General features: G+C 48.9%; 21 protein-coding genes. 6 read left to right on the top strand and 15 right to left on the bottom strand.

What is annotated here, in order from left to right; all coding sequences use genetic code 11:
- Positions 1–26: 26 nt before the first annotated feature.
- Both M2404_RS14960 and M2404_RS14965 read left to right on the top strand, forming a co-directional pair.
- Complete coding sequence (locus M2404_RS14960; protein ID WP_259240575.1) at positions 27–383, top strand: VanZ family protein; 357 nt, start codon at positions 27–29, stop codon at positions 381–383.
- Positions 350–1,252, top strand: coding sequence for a ketopantoate reductase family protein (locus tag M2404_RS14965; RefSeq protein WP_259240576.1), 903 nt, complete (start codon positions 350–352; stop codon positions 1,250–1,252). Before M2404_RS14960 ends, M2404_RS14965 begins: the two co-directional genes overlap by 34 nt.
- On the opposite strand, the gene thiI is transcribed toward M2404_RS14965, so the two are convergent.
- The 3 genes from thiI to pomA form a co-directional block, all read right to left on the bottom strand.
- Positions 1,249–2,706, bottom strand: coding sequence for a tRNA uracil 4-sulfurtransferase ThiI (gene thiI / locus M2404_RS14970; protein WP_259240577.1), 1,458 nt, complete (start codon positions 2,704–2,706; stop codon positions 1,249–1,251). The two genes, M2404_RS14965 and thiI, sit on opposite strands and share 4 nt — an antisense overlap.
- Positions 2,707–2,796: 90 nt before the next feature.
- Positions 2,797–3,759, bottom strand: a complete 963-nt coding sequence (locus tag M2404_RS14975) for a flagellar motor protein MotB (protein ID WP_259240578.1) — start codon at positions 3,757–3,759, stop codon at positions 2,797–2,799.
- A 3-nt stretch (positions 3,760–3,762) separates the two neighbouring features.
- A complete protein-coding gene (gene pomA / locus M2404_RS14980) occupies positions 3,763–4,530 on the bottom strand; it encodes a flagellar motor protein PomA (protein ID WP_259240579.1) in 768 nt (255 codons plus the stop codon).
- 199 nt (positions 4,531–4,729) lie between these two features.
- Here pomA and xseB point away from each other — a divergent pair, with 199 nt between their 5' ends.
- The 3 genes from xseB to dxs are packed head-to-tail and all read left to right on the top strand — an operon-like array spanning position 4,730 to position 7,738.
- Positions 4,730–4,975, top strand: a complete 246-nt coding sequence (gene xseB / locus M2404_RS14985; RefSeq protein WP_215397226.1) for an exodeoxyribonuclease VII small subunit — start codon at positions 4,730–4,732, stop codon at positions 4,973–4,975.
- A 1-nt stretch (position 4,976) separates the two neighbouring features.
- The gene (ispA, locus tag M2404_RS14990) at positions 4,977–5,864 is read left to right on the top strand and encodes a (2E,6E)-farnesyl diphosphate synthase (RefSeq protein WP_259240581.1); all 888 of its coding nucleotides are present in this window, start codon (positions 4,977–4,979) and stop codon (positions 5,862–5,864) included.
- Between the two features lie 14 nt (positions 5,865–5,878).
- Positions 5,879–7,738 carry a 1-deoxy-D-xylulose-5-phosphate synthase gene (gene dxs / locus M2404_RS14995; protein ID WP_259240582.1) on the top strand — a complete coding sequence of 620 codons (1,860 nt, stop codon included), beginning with the start codon at positions 5,879–5,881 and terminating at the stop codon, positions 7,736–7,738.
- 56 nt (positions 7,739–7,794) lie between these two features.
- Here dxs and M2404_RS15000 read toward each other — a convergent pair whose 3' ends face one another.
- From M2404_RS15000 to glyA, 10 genes are all read right to left on the bottom strand, one after another.
- Positions 7,795–10,830, bottom strand: coding sequence for a ligand-binding sensor domain-containing protein (locus tag M2404_RS15000; RefSeq protein ID WP_259240583.1), 3,036 nt, complete (start codon positions 10,828–10,830; stop codon positions 7,795–7,797).
- A gap of 26 nt (positions 10,831–10,856) precedes the next feature.
- A complete protein-coding gene (locus M2404_RS15005) occupies positions 10,857–11,336 on the bottom strand; it encodes a phosphatidylglycerophosphatase A family protein (protein ID WP_259240584.1) in 480 nt (159 codons plus the stop codon).
- Complete coding sequence (gene thiL / locus M2404_RS15010; RefSeq protein ID WP_259240585.1) at positions 11,333–12,316, bottom strand: thiamine-phosphate kinase; 984 nt, start codon at positions 12,314–12,316, stop codon at positions 11,333–11,335. The genes M2404_RS15005 and thiL overlap by 4 nt, the downstream gene beginning before the upstream one ends.
- 12 nt (positions 12,317–12,328) lie before the next feature.
- Positions 12,329–12,742, bottom strand: a complete 414-nt coding sequence (gene nusB / locus M2404_RS15015) for a transcription antitermination factor NusB (RefSeq protein ID WP_215397220.1) — start codon at positions 12,740–12,742, stop codon at positions 12,329–12,331.
- 17 nt (positions 12,743–12,759) lie between these two features.
- On the bottom strand, positions 12,760–13,224 hold the full coding sequence (ribH, locus tag M2404_RS15020) for a 6,7-dimethyl-8-ribityllumazine synthase (protein WP_068230076.1): 465 nt from the start codon (positions 13,222–13,224) through the stop codon (positions 12,760–12,762).
- Between the two features lie 118 nt (positions 13,225–13,342).
- On the bottom strand, positions 13,343–14,452 hold the full coding sequence (ribBA, locus tag M2404_RS15025; RefSeq protein ID WP_259240586.1) for a bifunctional 3,4-dihydroxy-2-butanone-4-phosphate synthase/GTP cyclohydrolase II: 1,110 nt from the start codon (positions 14,450–14,452) through the stop codon (positions 13,343–13,345).
- 12 nt (positions 14,453–14,464) lie between these two features.
- Entirely contained in the window at positions 14,465–15,118 is a 654-nt protein-coding gene (locus tag M2404_RS15030; protein WP_259240588.1) for a riboflavin synthase, read from the bottom strand.
- 11 nt (positions 15,119–15,129) lie between these two features.
- Positions 15,130–16,263, bottom strand: coding sequence for a bifunctional diaminohydroxyphosphoribosylaminopyrimidine deaminase/5-amino-6-(5-phosphoribosylamino)uracil reductase RibD (gene ribD, locus M2404_RS15035; RefSeq protein WP_259240589.1), 1,134 nt, complete (start codon positions 16,261–16,263; stop codon positions 15,130–15,132).
- A complete protein-coding gene (gene nrdR / locus M2404_RS15040; protein WP_040552497.1) occupies positions 16,263–16,718 on the bottom strand; it encodes a transcriptional regulator NrdR in 456 nt (151 codons plus the stop codon). The genes ribD and nrdR overlap by 1 nt, the downstream gene beginning before the upstream one ends.
- A gap of 93 nt (positions 16,719–16,811) precedes the next feature.
- A complete protein-coding gene (gene glyA / locus M2404_RS15045; RefSeq protein WP_259240591.1) occupies positions 16,812–18,065 on the bottom strand; it encodes a serine hydroxymethyltransferase in 1,254 nt (417 codons plus the stop codon).
- A 243-nt stretch (positions 18,066–18,308) separates the two neighbouring features.
- Between glyA and dinB the strand changes: the two genes are divergently transcribed.
- Positions 18,309–19,373 (top strand): DNA polymerase IV, encoded by a 1,065-nt coding sequence (gene dinB / locus M2404_RS15050; protein WP_259240593.1) that lies wholly within the window; start codon positions 18,309–18,311, stop codon positions 19,371–19,373.
- 73 nt (positions 19,374–19,446) lie between these two features.
- Here the strand turns inward: dinB and M2404_RS15055 are convergent, their stop codons facing one another.
- Both M2404_RS15055 and M2404_RS15060 read right to left on the bottom strand, forming a co-directional pair.
- A complete protein-coding gene (locus tag M2404_RS15055; RefSeq protein WP_068230058.1) occupies positions 19,447–19,659 on the bottom strand; it encodes a cold-shock protein in 213 nt (70 codons plus the stop codon).
- A gap of 270 nt (positions 19,660–19,929) precedes the next feature.
- On the bottom strand, positions 19,930–21,249 hold the full coding sequence (locus M2404_RS15060; protein ID WP_259240594.1) for a DEAD/DEAH box helicase: 1,320 nt from the start codon (positions 21,247–21,249) through the stop codon (positions 19,930–19,932).
- Positions 21,250–21,273 lie beyond the last annotated feature (24 nt).

The following is a 21,273-nucleotide window of genomic DNA, read 5'->3' on the forward strand; positions in this document are numbered from 1 at the left end:
GAGCCATAAATGCCTGGGGGATCTTTGTGTCACAAACTTTTTATCGCTGGTTGTGTGTTTTCTGTTTTGTTGCTGCTACAGCCAGCTTTTTAGCTGAATTAAGCGGCCACCGGATTGGTGGCGGCATCGCCCATTTAGATAAAGTGGCGCATTTTGGTATTTTTGCCATATTGAGTGCCTTGCTGTGGAAAGGCTTTAAACTCGGCCCCTGGCCAGCTTTTATATTGCTGGGTGCATACGGCGGCGCCATTGAACTGGTACAACATTACTTTACCCGCCGCACCGGCGACTGGTGGGATTTACTGGCAGATGTTGCCGGCGTAGTCAGTTTTTATCTGGTGCGGGCCTTGTGGCACAACATTCGCCCCCGCAGCCAGCGCTAAACTGGGCTATTGTTGGCCAGGGCGCTATAGGTTTACTGGCAGCCAGCCGCTTGCAACTGGCAGGCTGGCCGGTGCAACTGTGGTTAAGGCAGCCTGCGGTACTAAATATCCATTTTGAGCAGCAAGCCCTGCATTTTGCCAATGCTACTGCGCCACTAGCTGCCGTATTAATACCGGTAAAAAGCTACGCGGTGCCCGCTGCGGTGCAGGCTTTATTACCCGCCCTGGCACCTGATGCCCAACTGGTGCTTAGCCATAATGGCATGGCCGCCACAGAGCATATTTTACCTTTGCTTAGCCCGGCACAAGGCCTGTGGTTTCTTACTACTACGCATGGTGCACTAAAACAAGGGGCTACTGTGCGCCATACCGGGCAAGGTCAAAGTGTGTTGGCGCCGTTAAACCCGGCGGCAAAAAACCAGCTTTTAGCCGTGCAGCAGGCGATGGATATTGCCCTTGGTCCTGTTACGCTAACAGACAATATTCTGCCATTTTTATGGCACAAGCTGGCGATTAACGCGGTAATTAACCCGCTGACAGCACTGAATAACTGTAGTAATGGCGAGCTGGCAAAAGGGCAGTATCAGCCACAGATAAACCAGATCCTGAAAGAGGTTTGCCAGGTAGCAGCTGCGGCCGGTTATCCGCTGCAATATGCGCAAATGCTGGAAAAAGTGCAGCAGGTTATTCAAAGTACCGCGGCTAATTTCTCGTCAATGCAGCAAGATATTTTGCACAGGCGCCGCACCGAAATAGAGGCTATCACAGGTTATATTGTCGAACAGGCGGCACGCTATGACATTGCCGTGCCGCTTAATACTCATCTTATGCAACAGGTACTGCAATTGCAGCACCTGGCACAACGTTAAGGCCGGTAAACCGCTACGTTGTTGTAGCCCTGCTCCTGCAATACCACGGCCTGTAAGCGGCTCATAACACCGCGCTCACAGTAAAAATAGTAGTGTTTACTCTGATCAAGGTTGGCAAACTGCGATGCCAGACGGAAAAACGGCAGTTCAACCACATTATGTCCGTCAACTGTCAGCGGTTTAATATCGGTTTCTTCCGGGCTGCGAATATCCAGCACAACAGCATCTGCCGGTAGCTGCGCCAGTTCAGTTACAACATGAGCCTGCTGTTCAGCCTGATAATCTATCGTGCGGATATCCAGCACTTTCGCCGCTTTTACCGCCTGCTCCAGCACGGTGAAGTCAAACTTTTGTTCATTAGCCAACACCTCAGAAAGCACAGCATTAACTGTAGGCTTTTTCGATATAACACCACAGTATTCCGGCATACTTTTAGCAATATCTTCTGCGCCAATTTTGCGGCACATATCGATAATTTCCTGCTTGTCCTGATATATCAGCGGCCGCAGGATCAGCATATCAGTAACCCGGTCTATCACATTTAAATTGGTAATAGTCTGGCTGGATACCTGGCCAATACTTTCACCGGTAACGACCGCCTTAATACCCAGGTTTTCAGCAACTTCGCTGGCGGCCCGCATCATCATGCGCTTAAGTACTACGCCCATTAAGCCATTGTCGATAGTTTCTAAAATCTGATCTACTACCGGGGCAAAGTTAACACTGACAAACTTTACTTTGTGCGACAGGCTGTATTTTTGCCAGATATGAAACGCCATTTCACGTACACCGGCCTCATGTGCTGCGCCACCCAGGTTAAAAAACAGGTAATGAGTACGCAAGCCTTTGCGGATCATCAGGTAACTGGCAACGGCAGAATCATAACCACCGGAAATCAATGACAGCACATCTGACTGCGACGGCAACGGAAAGCCGCCCATTCCCTGATGCTGTTTACGCACCATAATCAGCTGATCTTTTCTGACTTCAAGTGCAACAATCAAATCAGGCTTATTCAGCTTAACGCGCGCCGATTCTACCTGCTGATTTAAGCCGCCACCTATATAGCGTTCAGCCTCAATTGACGAAAACTCGTGCTTACCGGCACGGCGTACCCGCACACAGAATGTTTTATTTTGCAATTGCCCGGCATAAACCTCTGCAACCTGCTCAAAAATATCATGCAAAGAACTGAAGGTGCTGGACTGCATTTCTGAAAAATGCACTATGCCCGGGATACAACTCAGCCGATCGATCAATTGCTGATGAATGGCTGCATCATCAGTAAAAGAGCGGATTGTCAGGTGATCGTAATTATTATTCACCTCAATATTGCTATCGGTACGTAGCAAGATTGTTTTGATATTACGCTCTAATAATAGCGTTTGGCGTTTACGTACTGATTTGCTTTTTATAGCAATTTCGGGGTGCAATTTGATAAGAAATTCGATCATCTGACAGTGCATAGTTAAGCAGAAAAAAAGTGGCGCAGATTATAGCGGATCTGTACAGAAAGACCTAATCTGCGCACTACTGAGGGGTAATTAAGGCAATTGCTGGCTGGGAGGCTCCAGGCTTATCGGATCTGACTCTTTGGCTTTGCCCTGCATAATGGCAATTTCTACCCTGCGGTTACGCCGCCGCCCCTGTTCAGTGTCGTTGGGCACCAACGGCTTGGTATCGGCATGCCCCACCACGACTAAACGGGTACGGTCAAAACCGGGTGCTTTTATCATTTCAGTAGCAACTGACACGGCACGCTTAGCCGATAAATCCCAGTTGTTACTGTGCAATTCGTCAGACACCTGAATATTATCGGTGTGGCCGGTAACTGTAATTTCGCCGGGCACCTCATTTAGTAAAGTGCCTATACGCTGCACTATCGGCTTAAATCTGGGTTGTAAAAAAGACGAGCCCGACGGAAATGAGCCGTTTTCCCGAATGCGGATAATAATTTGCTGCCCCAGAGATTCCAGCTCTATGGCACCATCAATAATTTGTTGCTGCAGTTGCTCGGCAAGCTTTTTCACCATCTCATTGGTTTGCTCCTGTGCCGCCTGCGCTTCGGCAGTGGCCGCAGCTGTTTCTCCATCCATAATTTCTTCAGCATTGCTAACCGACTGGCCACCGCTTAAGTCTTCGCGCTGCTCTTGCCGTCCACCGGCTGAATCCTCTTCACCAGCCTGAAATTCAATAACCTGCTGAGTAATTTCAATAGTTTGCTGTTGCAGGGTTTCAATAGGCGTAGGATCAGGGCGGCCAGGGCGAAACTCCATTGCAATCACGCTGGTACCTTTGGGAATATCTTCTACTTCAATTTTATTTTGCACACCAAAAGCAAACTTCATGGAACCGGCAATCTGCTTAAACTTCAGCACATCCATTTCTGAAAATGCCAGCAGCAGCACAAAAAAGCACATTAGTAGTGACATCAGGTCAGCAAAAGTAGCCAAATAAGCAGGTGCGCCGGGAGGAGGACATTTACAGGGTTCAGCTTCATCGTGCATAACTTACTCCGTAGCAGCCGGTTCACGTTTGCCCTGCGCTAAATAATTACGCAGTATGCCTTCTATCACTTTCGGATTCTGACCATCCTGTATGCCCAGGATCGCATCAAGAATTAACTGATTATTCATCTTCTCCTGTTGATTACGGATAGCAAGCTTGTCTGCCAGAGGTATAGCAATGATATTAGCGATAAAAGCACCGTACAAAGTGGTTAGCAACGCTACCGCCATAGCCGGCCCTATGGCTTTTGGATCGTCCATATTCGACAACATCGCCACCAGGCCTATCAGGGTACCTATCATCCCCATGGCCGGAGCAACATCTCCCATACTCTTAAAAATAGCAATTGCTGTTTCATGCCGCTTTTCGGTCAGGCTGATATCTTTTAATAAGGTGGCACGTACTACATCAGCATCGTGGCCGTCTACCAGCATATTGACGCCTTTTTGCATAAACGAATTAGGAATTTCAGCCTCTTCCAGCGCCAGAAAACCACCTTTACGCGCAGAGTCAGCCAGTTGTACAGCCTTTTCAATCAACTCTTCGGGTGATTCAATTTTAAACATAAAGGCTTTAGCGGCTGCTTTGCCCGAACTAAAAAACTGGGTCAGCGTAAACTTAGAGATAACCACAAAAATAGAGCCACCAAACACAATCAGCACCGATACCGTATCGGCGAACATTCCCGGAGCACCGCTACTACCCAGAATCATCGCCATTACAATAAAACCAATTGCACCTAACATACCAACGAGGGTAGCTAAATCCACTTTACTCTCCTTAATTGCAACACTACTGCACCAGCTATCTGTACAAGTTTATCTTAGACGATAGTTGTTTATCGACAACCACGTAGAATGATTAAGCATAAATTACGTAAAATTATCAATTTAGCCTTTCACATCCGCTTTCTGATTGACCATAATAGCCTGCTAAGGTACCTTTGCGCACACTTTTTCCGGGGGTAGTATGAGCAAGAAAAAAGCAGATTTAAGCCAGTTCGAACAAACCTTGTCTGAACTTGAGCTTATTGTGCAGCAACTGGAGCAAGGCGAATTATCACTGGATCAGTCTCTGCAACAATTTGAACGCGGTATTACCCTGGCCCGGCAAAGCCAGCAGCTGTTACAGGCGGCAGAGCAAAAAGTACAGATCCTGATGCAGCAACAACAACAGGAATCATTACTTCCCTTTGAGCCGCCAGCAGGAGAATAAGGTGCAACCTGAACGTTTAGCCGTATATCAGCAGCGGGTCGAGCAGCATTTACAGCAACATTTAAACAGCCGTACTGTTACCGATCAGCGGCTATTGTCTGCAATGTCTTACAGCTTATTGCTGGGTGGCAAAAGAGTACGGCCTTTTCTGGTGTACAGTTGCGGCACCTTGCTTGGCGCCAGTCTGAATGACCTGGACGGCCCGGCTGCTGCGCTGGAAGCCTTGCATAGTTACTCACTTATTCACGACGATTTACCGGCGATGGATAACGATGATTTGCGCCGCGGTAAACCTACCTGCCATAAAGCCTTTGATGAGGCCACAGCCATACTGGCAGGCGATGCTTTACAAACCCTGGCTTTTGAAATGTTAAGCACACACCCCTACCAGCAGGTAGATAGCAGTAGTATTGTAAAAATGCTACAGCAGTTATCACGCTCTGCTGGCTATAGCGGTATGTGTGGTGGCCAGGCAATAGATCTAGCCCAAACCAATCAGCACACCAGCCTGGCGCAACTGGAACAAATGCACAGACTAAAAACCGGCGCCCTGATTGAATGCGCAGTACATTTGGCCTGGCTGTGCAGCAAACAGCAAAATTTAGCCGAACGTGATGCATTAGTGCAATTTGCCCAGGCTTTAGGGCTGGCATTTCAGGTGCAGGATGATATTCTCGACATTGAAAGCGACACCAGCACACTTGGCAAGCCACAGGGGTCAGACACCAAGGCAAACAAATCAACCTATCCGGCACTACTGGGGCTGGATAATGCCAAAGCCAAAGCACAGCAATTATATCAGGATGCACTAAACGCTCTGGCTCGCTTACCGTATAACACTGATGAGCTACGCGCCTTTGCGCAGTATATTATCGAACGCAGGTTTTAACACAGGCATGGATTATGGCGTTAGATATTAACGATTACCCGTTATTAGCCAAGGCTAATTTACCCGAGCAGCTGCGTCAGCTGCCACAAGACAAACTGCCCGCACTCAGTGACGAGCTGCGCAGTTATTTATTGCAAAGTGTCAGCCAGAGCAGTGGCCATTTTGCCTCTGGTTTAGGCACCGTCGAGCTTACCGTAGCGTTGCATTATGTCTATAACACTCCGTTTGACCGGTTAATATGGGATGTTGGCCATCAGGCTTATCCGCATAAAATTCTGACCGGCCGGGCTGAGCGTATGCATACTATCCGCCAGAAAGATGGCTTGCACCCTTTTCCGTATCGTGAAGAAAGCGAATACGACGTGTTATCTGTCGGCCACTCCAGTACCTCAATCAGTGCAGCTTTGGGTATGGCAATTGCCGCTCAGCAGGCACGTAACAACCGTAAAGTTGTTGCCGTAATTGGTGATGGTGCTATTACGGCCGGTATGGCATTTGAAGCGCTGAACCACGCCGGAGAAGTACGCCCGGACATGCTGGTTATTCTGAATGATAATGAAATGTCGATTTCAGAGAATGTTGGCGCCTTAAACCGGTATTTTGCCCGTATTTTATCCGGTAGTTTTTACACCAGCCTGCGTGAAGGCGGTAAAAAGATTTTAAGCGGTATGCCACCGTTACATGAGCTGGCCAGCCGTGCTGAAGAGCATTTTAAAGGTATGGTTACACCCGGCACCTTTTTTGAAGAATTGGGTTTTAACTATATTGGCCCAATTGACGGCCATGATGTGTTGGGGCTGGTAGATACCATCCGCAATATGCGTAATTTAAAGGGCCCGCAGCTGCTGCATATTGTTACGAAAAAAGGCAAAGGCTACGCACCGGCAGAGGCCGATCCTATCGGCTATCACGCCGTGTCTAAATTTAACCCGGACGAGCAAAAACAACCTGCCAAAAAGGCTGGCCGACCCAGTTTTTCGAATATCTTCGGCAACTGGATTTGCGATATGGCTGCCCAGGATGAACGCTTACAGGCTATTACGCCTGCTATGCGTGAAGGCTCTGATTTAGTCCGGTTTTCTAAAAGCTACCCTAAACGCTATTTCGATGTTGCCATTGCCGAGCAACATGCGGTAACACTGGCCGCAGGCATGGCGATTGAAGGGTTAAAGCCGGTAGTAGCAATTTACTCCAGCTTTTTACAACGCGGTTATGATCAACTGATCCATGATGTTGCCCTACAAAACCTTGATGTACTGTTTGCAGTTGACCGTGCCGGTGTAGTTGGTGCCGATGGCCCAACCCACCAGGGGGCCTTTGATATCAGCTTTATGCGTTGTATTCCGAATATGGTGATTATGGCACCATCAGACGAAAACGAATGCCGCCAGATGCTGTACACCGGCTATCAATATCATGGGCCGGCGGCGGTGCGTTATCCACGCGGCAGTGGCACCGGTATTGAAGCACAGCCACAAATGCAACTGCTGCCACTGGGTAAAGCCAAAGTGATACGCCGGGGCGAACATACCGCTATACTGGCGTTTGGCCCGTTGCTAAGTGCCTGCCAGCATGCGGCAGAGCAGCTAAATGCTACTCTGGTAGATATGCGCTTTGTAAAACCACTGGATGAGAAGCTGTTAACCGAACTGGCGCAAAACCACACGCTACTGGTAACAGTTGAAGACAACGCCATCACCGGTGGAGCCGGTTCGGCCGTAAATGAGTTTATCGCCAAAACCCAACTGGCAGTGCAAAGCCTGAACCTCGGCTTGCCTGATAACTTTATTAAGCATGGTAGCCAGGACGAAATATACACTGAGCTGGCGCTGGACAGCGATGGTATTCTTACCAGTATCCGGCAGCGGCTATAAGCCGTTAACACCTCTCGTTAATAGCAATAAAAGCCCGCTGCTGACAAAGCCTGTCATCAGCGGCTGTTTTTCAGCTCAAAATGCGCCAGCCCGGCAGATAGTAAACGCTCTACCTGTGCTTCAACATGAGATGAATCCTCAAATTCAAAGGCATCAACCTGCTGATCAAATGCAATAGTGGCAACACCATTTTTTCCGGCATGTTTAACATGGTACAGCGCCATTTCAGCCAGTTGTAACGATACCTCCCAGTTAATCAGCTGTCCGCCAAGCAACTCTAACGGATAAACCGCATAACCTACCGAGCAGGTTAACCGGGTGCGGTGCCCGTCGGGTAAATTGAATACTGTTTTAGCCACCAGCTCGTTCAGCCGGTAGCTAAACTGTGCTACCAGCTCAAGTGGTATATCACGCAGCACCAGTACAAACTCTTCTCCGGCAAAACGCACAACATAATCTGAGCCACGCGTTTCACGGATCAGCAAGCCGGCTACCTGCTGAATACAGCTGTCACCTGCGCTGTTACCAAACTGATCATTAACCTGTTTAAAATTGTCTAAGTCCAGATGAATTAGCGCCACGCATTTGCCCTGCGTTTGCATAGACTCACGGTTGCGCTGAAAATGTTCTATGTCTTTTGGCAACTGCTCAAACATAAAGCGCCGGTTACGCAGGCCGGTTAAACTGTCTTTGTGTGTTAATAATGCCAGTTGCTCATTTAGCTCATTTAACTTCAGGTTACTGTTTTCCAGCTCCTGTGTGCGTTGTTTTACCAGGCGCTCCAGCTGTTGCTGCTGATGCACAGTATTGCGCCTTAAAAGCCACAGCAGGCCATACAGACAGAACAAAAACAACACCAGCCATAAGCCACGGTATACCAGGGTTTCATCAAAACGCTTGGGTACAACAAGCTCCAGCTCTTGTGTTTGCGCAGTGGCCCAGGGTTCATTCTCCAGCCGGGTTTGCACACGAAATACAAACTGGCCCGGTTCCAGATTGGTATAAACCGCTTCCCGCCTATCTGCAGCGTCGTGCCAGTGTTGTTCAAAACCTTTTAACTGGTAACGAAACTGTAAAGCCGCCGGTTTGATAAATTCAAGCGCAGAGTATTTGATGCTGATATTGCGATCGTCCAGCTCCAATACCACACGCGGCTGCTCAGCGGCAATAACATAGCTTTGTTGGCCCTGCACCAGTTTAATTACCGGCTGCACAGGCTTATCGGCTTTACGGTTAAGTTCTGCCGGCACCGCTACCAGCCCCTTTAATGTCGGGTACCAATACTGTTGCTGCCAGAATGCCACCTTGGCATGGCCTGCTCCATTGCAGCAACGCCCCGGTACAGTACCCAACTGCCGGTCATACGGCCCCAGCACATCTTGTATTGGCAGGTTGTCCAGGTTACCGGGCTGATCAAGGTCTGCAGAGCGCAGCCGGAAAATGCCTTTGTGGCTGCTGATCCAAATATAATCTGTAGCAGCATCGTATGTCATACTGACCACCGGGCTGTGCGGCAACCCGTTAGCCGAATGTAACTGATACCAGCTGTTGTCAGTGCGGCGAATAAAAATACCGTCATCCAGTGTACTGGCCAGCAAGTGACCACCGGGCAGCAACTGCAAGGCAGTAATGTAGCTGTTATATAATGCCGTTCCCACCCCAAGCCTGCTCAGCCGCTGTTGTTCATACAGATATAAACCACGGGTAGTACCAAATACCAGTTGTTCGTCTGTTTGCTGCAACACTGTTATATGGCGGGATTCAAGCTCAGAGTTTAGTGCAAAAGGTGTCAGGGTATTGTGCTGGTAGTGCACCAACCCCATCACTCCGCCAATCCACAAGCCGCCATGAATATCCGCTTGCAACACCCTTACGGTTAAACCTTTTAAGCTGTCAAACTGCGCCTTAAGCTGTTTGGTATCGCGCTGGTAGGCCAGTACACCATTATCAGTAGCCAGCCACATATCATTAACATCCGGCCAGTAAATATCATGCACTGTGCCACTACCAAGCTGTGCTGCATTAATCAGGCTGTGGTACTCTCCATCAGTTGCCAGCTCGCCAATGTCTGACTGCCCTGCAACCAGCAAGGTGCCGGAAGGAGTAACAGCCACACTGCGCACCACAGCGTCAGACGGAAACGGCACCACCCGGCGGATATTTCCTACTGCGGCACGGTACAAACCATCGCTAAAACTGGCGAGCCAGATATTATTGTCACGGTCTTCAAAAATATCACTGAACCAGGGATAGCTACCCAGCTCATCGCCGGTAATATGCTGCCATGGCAGGCCGGCATGTTTATGAAACAGTTTGCGATGAGCGGATATCCAGCTATTGCCACGGCTATCACGTAGTAGCTTATATACCGCTGTGCTGTTTTGATCCGGCAACTGGCATTTTTTTACCTGGCCTGAGTCGGCATCCAGATGATAAAAACCAGACTCACCGGCAATATGTAAGCCTTTTTCGGTCCAGTATAAGTCATACACCGGTGTCTGAATAAGCTCGGCCGGTAAGGTATAGCTTTTAATATTGCCATCCAGATCCATGCGGTACAGTTGCTCTGATCCCATAATCCAGATCTGCCCGTCTACCAGCTCCAGTTGGCTTACCTGTGAAAGAATTTGTTGCACCCGGCTGACCTTGCCGTTATGAATACGAAACAGGTGATCAGCCGCTACCCAGATTTCACCGGGGCGCACTTCAATAATGGCGGTAACTTCAGATAGTATCTGGTAGCGTTCAAACTGCAGTGTTAACGGGTTAAAACCTGACAGGCCAGACTTAGTACCTACCCACATGTAGCCCTGGCTGTCATGCAACAGGCGGGTAACACTATTGCTGGCCAGATGGCGGTGGCTTTCTTTGGTGAAATGTTCAAACTGCACACCATCAAAGCGGTTCAGGCCATATAAGGTGGCTAACCAGATAAAGCCCTGTGAATCCTGGCTGACAGAGCGCACTGAATTGCTGGATAAACCATCGGCACTGTTCCAGTGCTTAATATCAAAGTCATATACCGAAGGCTGATTGTACGCTTGTAAGAAAAGAGGACACCACAATAAAAGCAACAGTAAGGCATTTTTCATTGGTGCGTTCTCTTTCTATTTTTTAGTTAACCCAGAGGTAAAAACGGTAATAGCAGTTGCAATGACAGCAGCGCAGCAATACCCGCGACAATATCGTCCAGCATAATACCGGTTCCGTCATGCACATTTTTATCGAACCAACTTATTGGCCAGGGTTTTACAATATCAAACAAGCGGAATAATACAAAACCCAGCAGTAATGTTTGCCAATGCAATGGCGCCCACAACATAGTTATGCCGTATCCGATAATTTCATCCCAGACAATGGCGCCATGATCATGCTCGCCAATGTCCCGTGCTGTCTGCCCGCATAAGTACACACCCAGTACACTACCGACGATAACAAAAGCCAGCAAATAGATATTACCGGCCCACAGCAACAACACAACCAGCGGCACGGCAGCTAAAGTACCAAAAGTACCGGGGGCTTTGGGTGACAAACCGCTGCCAAAGCCAAGTGCAAGAAACTGATACCATCTCTTCAGGTTAAACTGTGCAGTGCTCATGCGAAGTGCTTAAAACCATTATGCTGGTAGGTAAACGGTTGCTCGCCCTGCTTCAGCTCCAGCTTACCGGCGGCACCGGTAATGCGGCCGATACAGCTAACACCGATACCGTAAGGTGACAGTAATACATCCAGCGAACCCCGGCGGGCTTCCGGTACGGTAAACAGCAGTTCGTAATCTTCGCCGCCTGATAAAGCCAGTTGTATTGCCATTGCACTGTCGCAACTGTCTTTAACCGCCTGCGACAACGGCAAGCGGGCAACATCAATGCTGGCCCCTACCGCAGAGCGCTTCATAATATGCTGAATATCGCTATACAGGCCGTCAGATAAATCCATCGCACTGCTGGCAATATTTCTTAGTGCCTGGCCGAGGGCAACACGGGCTGACGGATAATGAAAACGTTGCAGAATATGGGTTTGATGCTTTTTACTGACTTCATGCAGCCCCTGACACAGTTTCAGCCCTAAAGCGGCGTCCCCTAAAGTGCCGGTAACATAAATATAATCACCTACTTTAGCGCCGCTACGCGTCAGTGCTTTACCTCGCGGCACTATGCCTTTGGCTATCATGGTCAGGCTAAGCGGGCCGCGTGTGGTGTCACCACCAATTAACTGGCAGTTATAGTATTCGGCGGTTTCATGTAAGCCTGCGGCAAAAGCTGCCACCCAGGGTTCATCTACAGCTGGTAACGTCAGCGCCAGTGATAACCAGGCAGGCTCTGCGCCCATGGCCGCTAAATCACTGACATTTACCGTTACCAGTTTGTGGCCAAGTGCCCGCGAGTCGTCATCAGGAAAAAAGTGCGTACCTACTACCATCGTATCGGTAGTTACCACTAAGTCATAACCATCACGCACCTGCAACACAGCACCATCGTCACCAACACCGATAGCGCTGTCTGCACGTTTGGCACCACAACTGGCAAAATAGCGGGAAATAAGTTCGAATTCATCCATAGAACTAAGAAGCCGACTCATGTCGGCTCTCCTTTAACTTGGACGCAGTACGCGTACGGCTTTATCCAAAATGCCGTTAACGAACTTGTGGCTATCGTCAGCGGCAAACGCTTTAGCCAGCTCAATAGCTTCGTTGATAATTACCTTGTACGGTACATCAAGACGGTATTTAAGCTCGTAAGCCGATACCCGCAATATGGCTTTTTCAACAAAATCAATTTCATCGAACGGCCGGTCTAAATAAGGTTTTAATGCTTCATCCAGTACGGCATGGTTTTTCACCACACCGCGCACCAGATCCTGAAAATAGCCAACGTCCATATGTTTAACGTTAGTTTCCAGCAGTAATTGCTGCTCAATATCTGCAATAGGGTTTTGGCTGACATGCCAGCTGTAAATTCCCTGTACTGCAAGTGACCGTGACTGACGACGGGCATTAGGTTTCATGTATGTGTCTCTTCCTGTTACAGCTTGGCCAGCAGGTTAACCATTTCCAGCGTAGACATAGCAGCTTCGCTACCTTTATTGCCCGCTTTGGTACCTGCACGCTCAATGGCCTGCTCGATGCTGTCTACTGTGAGTACCCCAAAAGCAACCGGAATGTCATGTTGCATCATTACCTGGGCAATACCTTTGGTACATTCACCGGATACATATTCAAAATGTGGCGTACCACCGCGGATAACTGCACCCAGCGCAATAATACCGTCATATTTTTTACTGGCGGCAACCCGCTGTACTGCCAGCGGTAATTCAAAGGCACCCGGCACACGGATCACAGTAATATCCTGCTCTGCTACGTTACCAATACGCTGTAATGTGTCGGTTGCACCGCTTAGTAAGCTCTCAACAATAAAGCTGTTAAACCGCGCTACCACTAGCGCAAACTTCTTACCGTTGGCAGAAAACCCTGCTTCAATAACCTGCATAAGTTGCCCTTAAAATCTGACCGCTGAAAATTAGCCGTGCATAATAGCACAACACTGCCTAAACCGGCATAGTCTTTGTAACTCAGGCTCAGGCTTTCTTTGCAAGCGAATAACCGGGTTATTCGCTAACGTAATCCACCACTTCCAGGCCAAAACCAGACAAGGCATGGTATTTTTTCGGCTGGCTGAGTAAACGCATTTTCTTCACGCCCAAAGTGGCCAGAATTTGCGACCCCACCCCAACATTACGGGAAGTGCCTTTCCAGGGCGCGCTGCGTGGCTTTTCACCTTTATCTTCAGCTTCAAACGCCTGTACGGTGCGGATAAGCTGTTCGGTAGATTCATGCTTGCCAAGTAACACCAGCACACCACCGTCTTTAGCAATCCGCGCCATGGCGGTATGCAATGGGAAACTGCGGTTAGCTGCCCGGTCAGCCATTAATAAATCGCTGAAGGTGTCATGTAAATGCACCCGTACCAAAGTGGGTTCATCAGCACTGATTTCGCCTTTTACCAAAGCAAAATGGATCTGGTTGTCGATAGTATCTTTAAAGGTTACCAGCTTAAATTCACCCACTTCGGTGGGCAGCTGGCAACTGGCCACCTGCTCTATGGTGGTTTCATTAAGGTTGCGGTATTCAATTAAATCGGCAATGGTGCCAATTTTAATGCTGTGTTTTTGTGCGAACAGCTCCAAATCGGGCCGCCGTGCCATGGTGCCATCGTCATTAAGCACTTCAACAATGACTGCGGCAGGTTCAAGCCCGGCTAAACGGGCCAGATCACAACCGGCCTCAGTGTGGCCGGCGCGTACCAGTACGCCTCCATCTTGTGCCATCAGCGGAAAAATATGCCCCGGCTGTACAATATCACTGGGCCTGGCATCACGTGCAACGGCAGCTTTAACCGTGCGGGCCCGATCAGCGGCTGAAATACCGGTGGTAACGCCTTCTGCTGCCTCAATTGACACAGTAAAGTTAGTAGAAAACGGTGATTTATTCGCGTCTACCATTAAAGGCAACGCTAACTGGGTGCAGCGCTTTTTTGTCAGTGTTAAGCAAATTAACCCGCGGCCATGGGTAGCCATAAAATTAATGGCTTCGGGCGTAACGTATTCTGCCGCCATCAACAAATCGCCTTCGTTTTCGCGATCCTCATCGTCCATCAGCACGACCATTTTACCCTGACGGATGTCTTCAATAATTTCAGCAGGAGTATTCAGTTGCATAACAAACCTTATTTATAAAAAACCACGCTGAGCCAACAGCGCCATACTGACACCGCTGTTAGCGTTGCCGTTGTTGTCTTTACTGAGTAAGCGTTCCAGATAGCGGGCAATTAAATCTACCTCAAGATGCACCTGAGAGCCTGCTTTAAGCTGTGAAATGGTAGTTTGCTCCGCCGTATGCGGCACTATAGTCAGCCTGAAAGCATCACTGCTCAGTTCATTAACTGTAAGGCTAACCCCATCAATAGTAACTGAGCCTTTAACAGCAATATAATGTGCCAGCGCTGTTGGCAACGTAAGCCAGATATGCCGGGCACGGCCGCTGGCTTCAATTTTTGTGACACGGCTGACGCCATCAACATGGCCACTGACTAAATGCCCGCCCATACGGGTGGTGGGCAACATCGCTTTTTCAAGGTTAATCTGTTGTCCGGTTTTATACTGGCCAAACAGAGTGTGCGCCAGCGTTTCTGATGATACATCAGCATCAAAGCTGTGCTTATCCAGTCTGGTTACTGTTAAACATACGCCGTTGCTGGCAATGCTGTCGCCCAGCTTTACGTCATAAAAGTCCAGGCTCTGGCTGTGTATAGTTACCGTAATATCGGCACCGCGTTGTTGTATCGCGCTAAGCTGGCCTGTGGCTTCAATAATACCTGTAAACATAGGTTATCCCGTTAGCCTTTTGCAGCATGATTTAAGGTGGCAGTAAGGCGGATATCTGCCCCCACCATACGTATGTCTGTCCAGCTTAATTCAGGCACCTGCGCCAGTGCAGTAAACTGTGGCAGCACTGCCAGCGGCTGAGCTGAATTACCTAATAGCTTTGGTGCAAGATAGACGATTAACTCATCTACCAGCCCCAACTGCAGCAAGGTACCTGCCAGCGTGGCTCCTGCTTCTACCCATAAGGTATTAACATTCTCGCGCAGCGCTAAATGCTCCAGCAGTGCTACTAAATCAAACTGCGCATTGCTGTCTAAAGGGCAATGAATTTGTCTGGCGATATTGGGCAGTTGCCGGGAGTTTTCAACCTTGCTGACACACAGTAATACTTCACCGCCGTCATTAAATAGTGCCAGCTTATGATCCAGTGTACCGTTTCTGTCGAGGATCACCCGCTTGGGCTGGCGCAGTTCGCCATTTTCCAATGCTGTCACACTTTGCAATAGTTGTTCCGCACGTAAATTTAACCTGGCGTTGTCGGCCAGCACTGTGGTGGCGGTAGATAAAATAGCGCAGCTTTGTGCACGGTAATGCTGCACATCCGCACGGGCGGCATCACCGGTTAACCATTTGCTGTCGCCGTTAGCCAGCGCAGTACGGCCGTCTAAACTGGCAGCCAGTTTTAGCTGTACATAAGGGCGCTGGCGCTCCATCCGGCTTAAAAAGCCCGGGTTTAATGCCCGCGCCTGAGCCTCCAGCAACCCCACATCGACGACAATACCGGCAGAGCGCAACATGGCCACACCACGCCCGGCTACTTGTGGGTTTGGGTCCTGCATTGCCATTACCACACGGGTCACACCGGCAGCAATCAAGGCTTCGGCGCATGGTGGGGTGCGGCCATAGTGGCTGCAGGGTTCCAGCGTGACATAACAGGTGGCACCTTTTGCTGCGCTGCCGGCTTCGCGCAAAGCATATACTTCGGCATGAGGCCCACCGGCTTGCTTATGATAACCGGAGCCCACCACCACACCATTTTGCACCAGCACTGCGCCAACATTCGGGTTTGGGCTGGTGGTATAACGCCCAAGCTCTGCCAGGCGGATGGCCTGTGCCATAAAAGTGGTATCAGCGGCACTAAACATCAGGCTTTTTCCCCTAAGCGGGCAATCTCTTCGCCAAATTCGCGGATATCTTTAAACGAGCGGTAGACGGAGGCAAAACGCACATAAGCAACTTTATCGACTTTCACCAGCTCATCCATAATAAGGTTACCCAGCAACTGGCTGCCCACTTCACGCTCACCGGTGGCGCGCAACTGAGATTTAATTTTATTGATCAGCTGTTCAATCTGCTCAGTGGATACCGGCCGTTTTTCCAGCGAGCGCAGCAAGCCACTGCGCAGCTTGTCTTCGTTAAATGGTTCACGCGAGCCGTCGCGTTTAATAATACGCGGCATCACCAGCTCAGCGGCCTCAAAGGTAGTAAAACGCTCATGGCAAGCCAGACATTCACGGCGGCGGCGTACCTGATGGCCATCTGCCACCAGGCGTGAGTCAATAACCTTGGTATCGTCTGCATTACAAAACGGACAGTACATGATAAAAATCCTGCTAAGCTGCCAAAAGCCAAAAAGAAAGGGCCAGATAAAGAAATGGCCGCAACAGCGGCCATCATAGCACTTAATCAGCGTTTAGGCATAAACCGGGAAATGGCTGCACAGCTCAGATACCTGGCCACGTACCTTATCGATTACAGCGGCATCACCACGGCTGTCCAGCACGTCACAAATAAAATTTGCTACGGTGCGCGCTTCTGCTTCGTTAAAACCACGGCGGGTAATAGCGGGCGTACCGATGCGCAAACCAGAGGTAACAAACGGCGAGCGCGGATCATTCGGTACCGAGTTTTTATTAACGGTAATATGCGCCTGGCCCAGCCATGCATCAGCCTCTTTACCGGTAATGTCTTTGTTAATTAAGTCCATCAGAAACAGGTGATTCTGCGTACCACCAGACACCACTTTATAACCGCGTTGCTGCATAGCATCACACATCGCCACCGCGTTTTTCAGTACCTGCTGCTGGTAAGCTTTAAATTCAGGCTGTAACGCTTCTTTAAAAGCTACGGCTTTAGCTGCAATAACATGCATTAACGGGCCGCCCTGGCCACCGGGGAATACCGCAGAGTTCAGCTTCTTCTCAATTTCTTCGTTCTTACGCGCTAAAATTAAACCACCGCGCGGGCCTGCCAGCGTTTTGTGCGTAGTCGTTGTTACCACATCTGCTACCGGCACCGGGTTCGGATATAAACCAGCAGCCACTAAACCGGCAACATGAGCCATATCCACCATCAGATAAGCACCAACCTTATCGGCGATATCGCGAAAACGCTGCCAGTCAATAATGCCGGAATAAGCAGAGAAGCCGGCAATAATCAGTTTTGGTTTATGTTCCAGCGCCAGTGCTTCAGCCTGATCATAATCAATTACGCCCGTTTCAGGGTGCAGGCCATATTGCACAGCGTTGTAAAGTTTACCGGACGAGCTGACATGAGCACCATGAGTTAAATGGCCACCATGTGCCAGGCTCATACCTAAAATAGTATCGCCAGCGTTTAATAACGCCAAAAATACTGCAGAGTTAGCCTGTGAACCAGAGTGCGGCTGCACGTTAGCATAATCGGCACCGAACAGCTCTTTAGCACGGGCAATGGCTAAATCTTCAGCTATATCGACATATTCACAACCACCATAGTAGCGTTTATGCGGATAGCCTTCGGCATACTTATTGGTTAGCTGAGAGCCTTGAGCCTGCAGTACACGTGGGCTGGCATAGTTTTCTGACGCGATAAGCTCAATGTGCGCTTCCTGACGGTCGTTTTCATCGGTTATCGCCTGCCATAATTGTGGGTCGAAATCGGCAATATTCATATCACGCTTTAACATGCTCTCTCCTGGTGCGGCTTGCACGCGTAGTTTTAATCAAATTCAGTTGAATCAAAACTGGCTTAATAAAATTGGCCGCCATTCTACCTTTAAATATGACTTTATGCACCCGCAATTTAGCCATCTAAACATCCAAGAATAACAATGCTCAGCTGGTTTAACCAGGTAACTGCGTGCTACAAGCTTTACAATATAAAAAACACCACCTAATATACTGTATATAAAAACAGCCTTGGTGTTTGCATGCGCAAAATTATACATATAGATATGGATTGTTTTTTTGCCGCCGTAGAAATGCGCGACAACCCGGCGCTGAAGCATATTCCTATTGCTGTGGGTGGTTCAAGACAAGCCCGCGGCGTAATATCTACCTGCAACTACCCGGCCCGTGCCTATGGTGTGCGCTCGGCGATGCCAACCGGTCAGGCATTAAAGCTGTGCCCTCATTTAACCTTGCTTAGCGGTAATATGGAGAAATACAGTGCTGCCAGCCGACAAATCCGGGCTATTTTTGCGCGCTATACCGACAGCATAGAACCCTTGTCTTTAGATGAAGCCTATCTGGACGTTACCGATTGCACGCAATTTCATGGCAGTGCCACACGCATTGCTGAAGATATCCGCCGGAGTATTTATATGGAAACCGGCCTTACTGCATCTGCCGGTGTAGCACCGAATAAGTTTCTGGCAAAAATTGCCAGCGACGAAAATAAACCTGATGGTTTATATGTTATTACTCCCGATGACGTCAGCGGCTTTGTTAAAAAACTGCCGCTGAAACGCTTGCCAGGAGTGGGAGCCAAAACAGCCGAGCGTTTAAGTCAGCTGGGTTTAAACTACTGCGCCGACATAGCCAGCGCCCCCCTGCCTTTACTGGTAAAGCAGTTTGGCAGCCTGGCAGATAGCCTGCTAAAGCGCAGCCAGGGCATTGACGAGCGGCCGGTATGTAGCCGCGAGCAACGAAAATCGTTAGGGGTAGAACGTACCCTTGAGCATGACTTACTGCAATATACCGAGTGTGTAGAAACACTTAGCCAGTTACTGCCGCAATTAGAGCGCCGGCTGGAGCACTACAGCAACAGCGCTGCAGGACGGCTAACGCCGATTCAGAAAGTAGGTATTAAACTGAAGTTTAGTGACTTTCGCCAGACAACTGTAGAAAAGCAAGGCCAGCCACTGCAGCTTGATAAGTTGCTGCCACTACTGGATGAAGCCTGGCAACGCAGGCAAGAACAAGGGGTAAGATTAATAGGCTTACAAATAGGTTTTAAAACTTCCGCTTTACAGCAACTGGCTTTGCCGTTTTAATCAACGACCATATTATTGCTTTACAGATAACAGAAAACCGGCAAAAGCCGGTTTTATGCAAGCCTGGCCGGAATTACCCGATAACAGTTACGTTCTCAGCTTGTGGGCCTTTTTGGCCTTCAGTTACTTCAAAAGTAACTTTCTGACCTTCAACTAAAGTTTTACGGCCGGTACCGTTGATCGCACGGAAGTGAACGAAAACGTCCTTACCACCATCACGCTCCAGGAAACCGTAACCTTTCTCTTCGTTGAACCACTTAACTGAACCGGAAATTAACTGTGACATAACACTCTCTTACTTTAACTAAATTTGCCAGCTCGCTGGCGACTTAAATATAACCGGTCATCTCAGCTGACTAGCATATATTTTCGCCCTCATTATCAGTTAAGCCATATAAGGGGTCAATAACCTTGCCTGCCACACAGAAAATATTTTCTGCTCAGACCGTACCAGCAGCGTGAGCCACGTTACTGATAACCCTGTTGTTGTAAGCATACTACACAGCAACAATTTCAGTGTAGCAGCAATGGTGCTGAAAAAATAATCAGTGTTAATTTATTTTTGTTTACGTCTTACCGGCGCTAAACCATCGTCTCCACCTTCAAAAAACTGCGGTGCATTCTTTGTTACCGGCCTGACGGTCGCTTTAGTTTTTGTTTTGCCTTTACCCGGCTGCGCTTTTTTACCCGCTACTGCTTTAACGGCAGCTTTTGCTGCTTTGGGTTTACCGTCAAATTTAGCAACTAATCCTTCTACTTCGGCAAAAGTAGTTGGCTGGCGTAAAAAGGTTTCAATCCGCTCTAGTGCTGCTATATCTTTTGGCCCAACCAATGAAATCGCCTGCCCTTTGGCGCCAGCGCGGCCGGTACGGCCAATACGGTGTACGTATTCTTCTGCATGCTTGGGTAAATCGAAGTTGATAACGTGCGATACCTGCAATAAATCCAGGCCACGCGAAGCCAGATCAGTGGTAACCAACACCTGGTGTTTGCCGGTAGCAAAGGCTTGCATTACTGCATTACGGCTACTCTGGCTTAATTTGCCGCTTAACCCCACCGCGCTGCGGCCAAGCTGTTCACACAATAATGCTAAACGCTCAGCATCTTCGCGTGTGGCAGTAAAAATAATCAGTTGTTTAATATCATCCTGCTGTAAAAAGTGCTGCAGCAGCGCTTCTTTGTGTGTCAGGTGATCAGCCAGATAAAACCGCTGGCTGATATCCTGATGCTGTTGATGTGATGCCCCAATAGCGACACGGTATGGGTTTTTCAGCAATGCCAGGGTCAGTTCATCAACTTCTGCATGATCTAATGTGGCAGAAAACAGCAACGTCTGGCGCAAACGGTGATCTGCAGCTTTATTGATTAACGTTAGCTGCGGCATAAAACCCAGATCCAGCATCCGATCCGCTTCGTCTAGGATCAGCATTTCCAGGCCATTAATAAATACTGATTTATGCTCGAGGTGGTCAACAAAACGGCCAGGTGTGGCGACAATAATATTGGGCTCGCGTTTAAGCAGCTTTTCCTGATCGTTAAAGTTTTCCCCGCCGACGATCAACGCTGACGTTAACGGCGTATTAGACACAAACAAGCGCAACTGCGCATATACCTGTTTGGCTAATTCGCGTGTCGGTGCCAGTATCAGCGCCCGCGCATCACGTTTGGACAACGGCCGGCTTTTTAGCAGGCGTTGCATCATTGGCAATAAATAAGCCAGCGTTTTACCTGAGCCGGTTTGCGATGACACGATTAAATCACGGCCAACCATTACAGCAGGAATGGCCTCTTGCTGAATTTCAGTTGGCTTAACAAAGCCCAGATGCTGTACCGAACGCATTAGCCGCGGATCAAGCGATAAATCATTAAATGGCAAAGTGAACCTCTTAAACCTTAAATT

Origin of the sequence: Rheinheimera pacifica, from assembly GCF_024809855.1 — a bacterium.
In the GTDB taxonomy this organism is placed as follows: domain Bacteria; phylum Pseudomonadota; class Gammaproteobacteria; order Enterobacterales; family Alteromonadaceae; genus Alishewanella; species Alishewanella pacifica_A.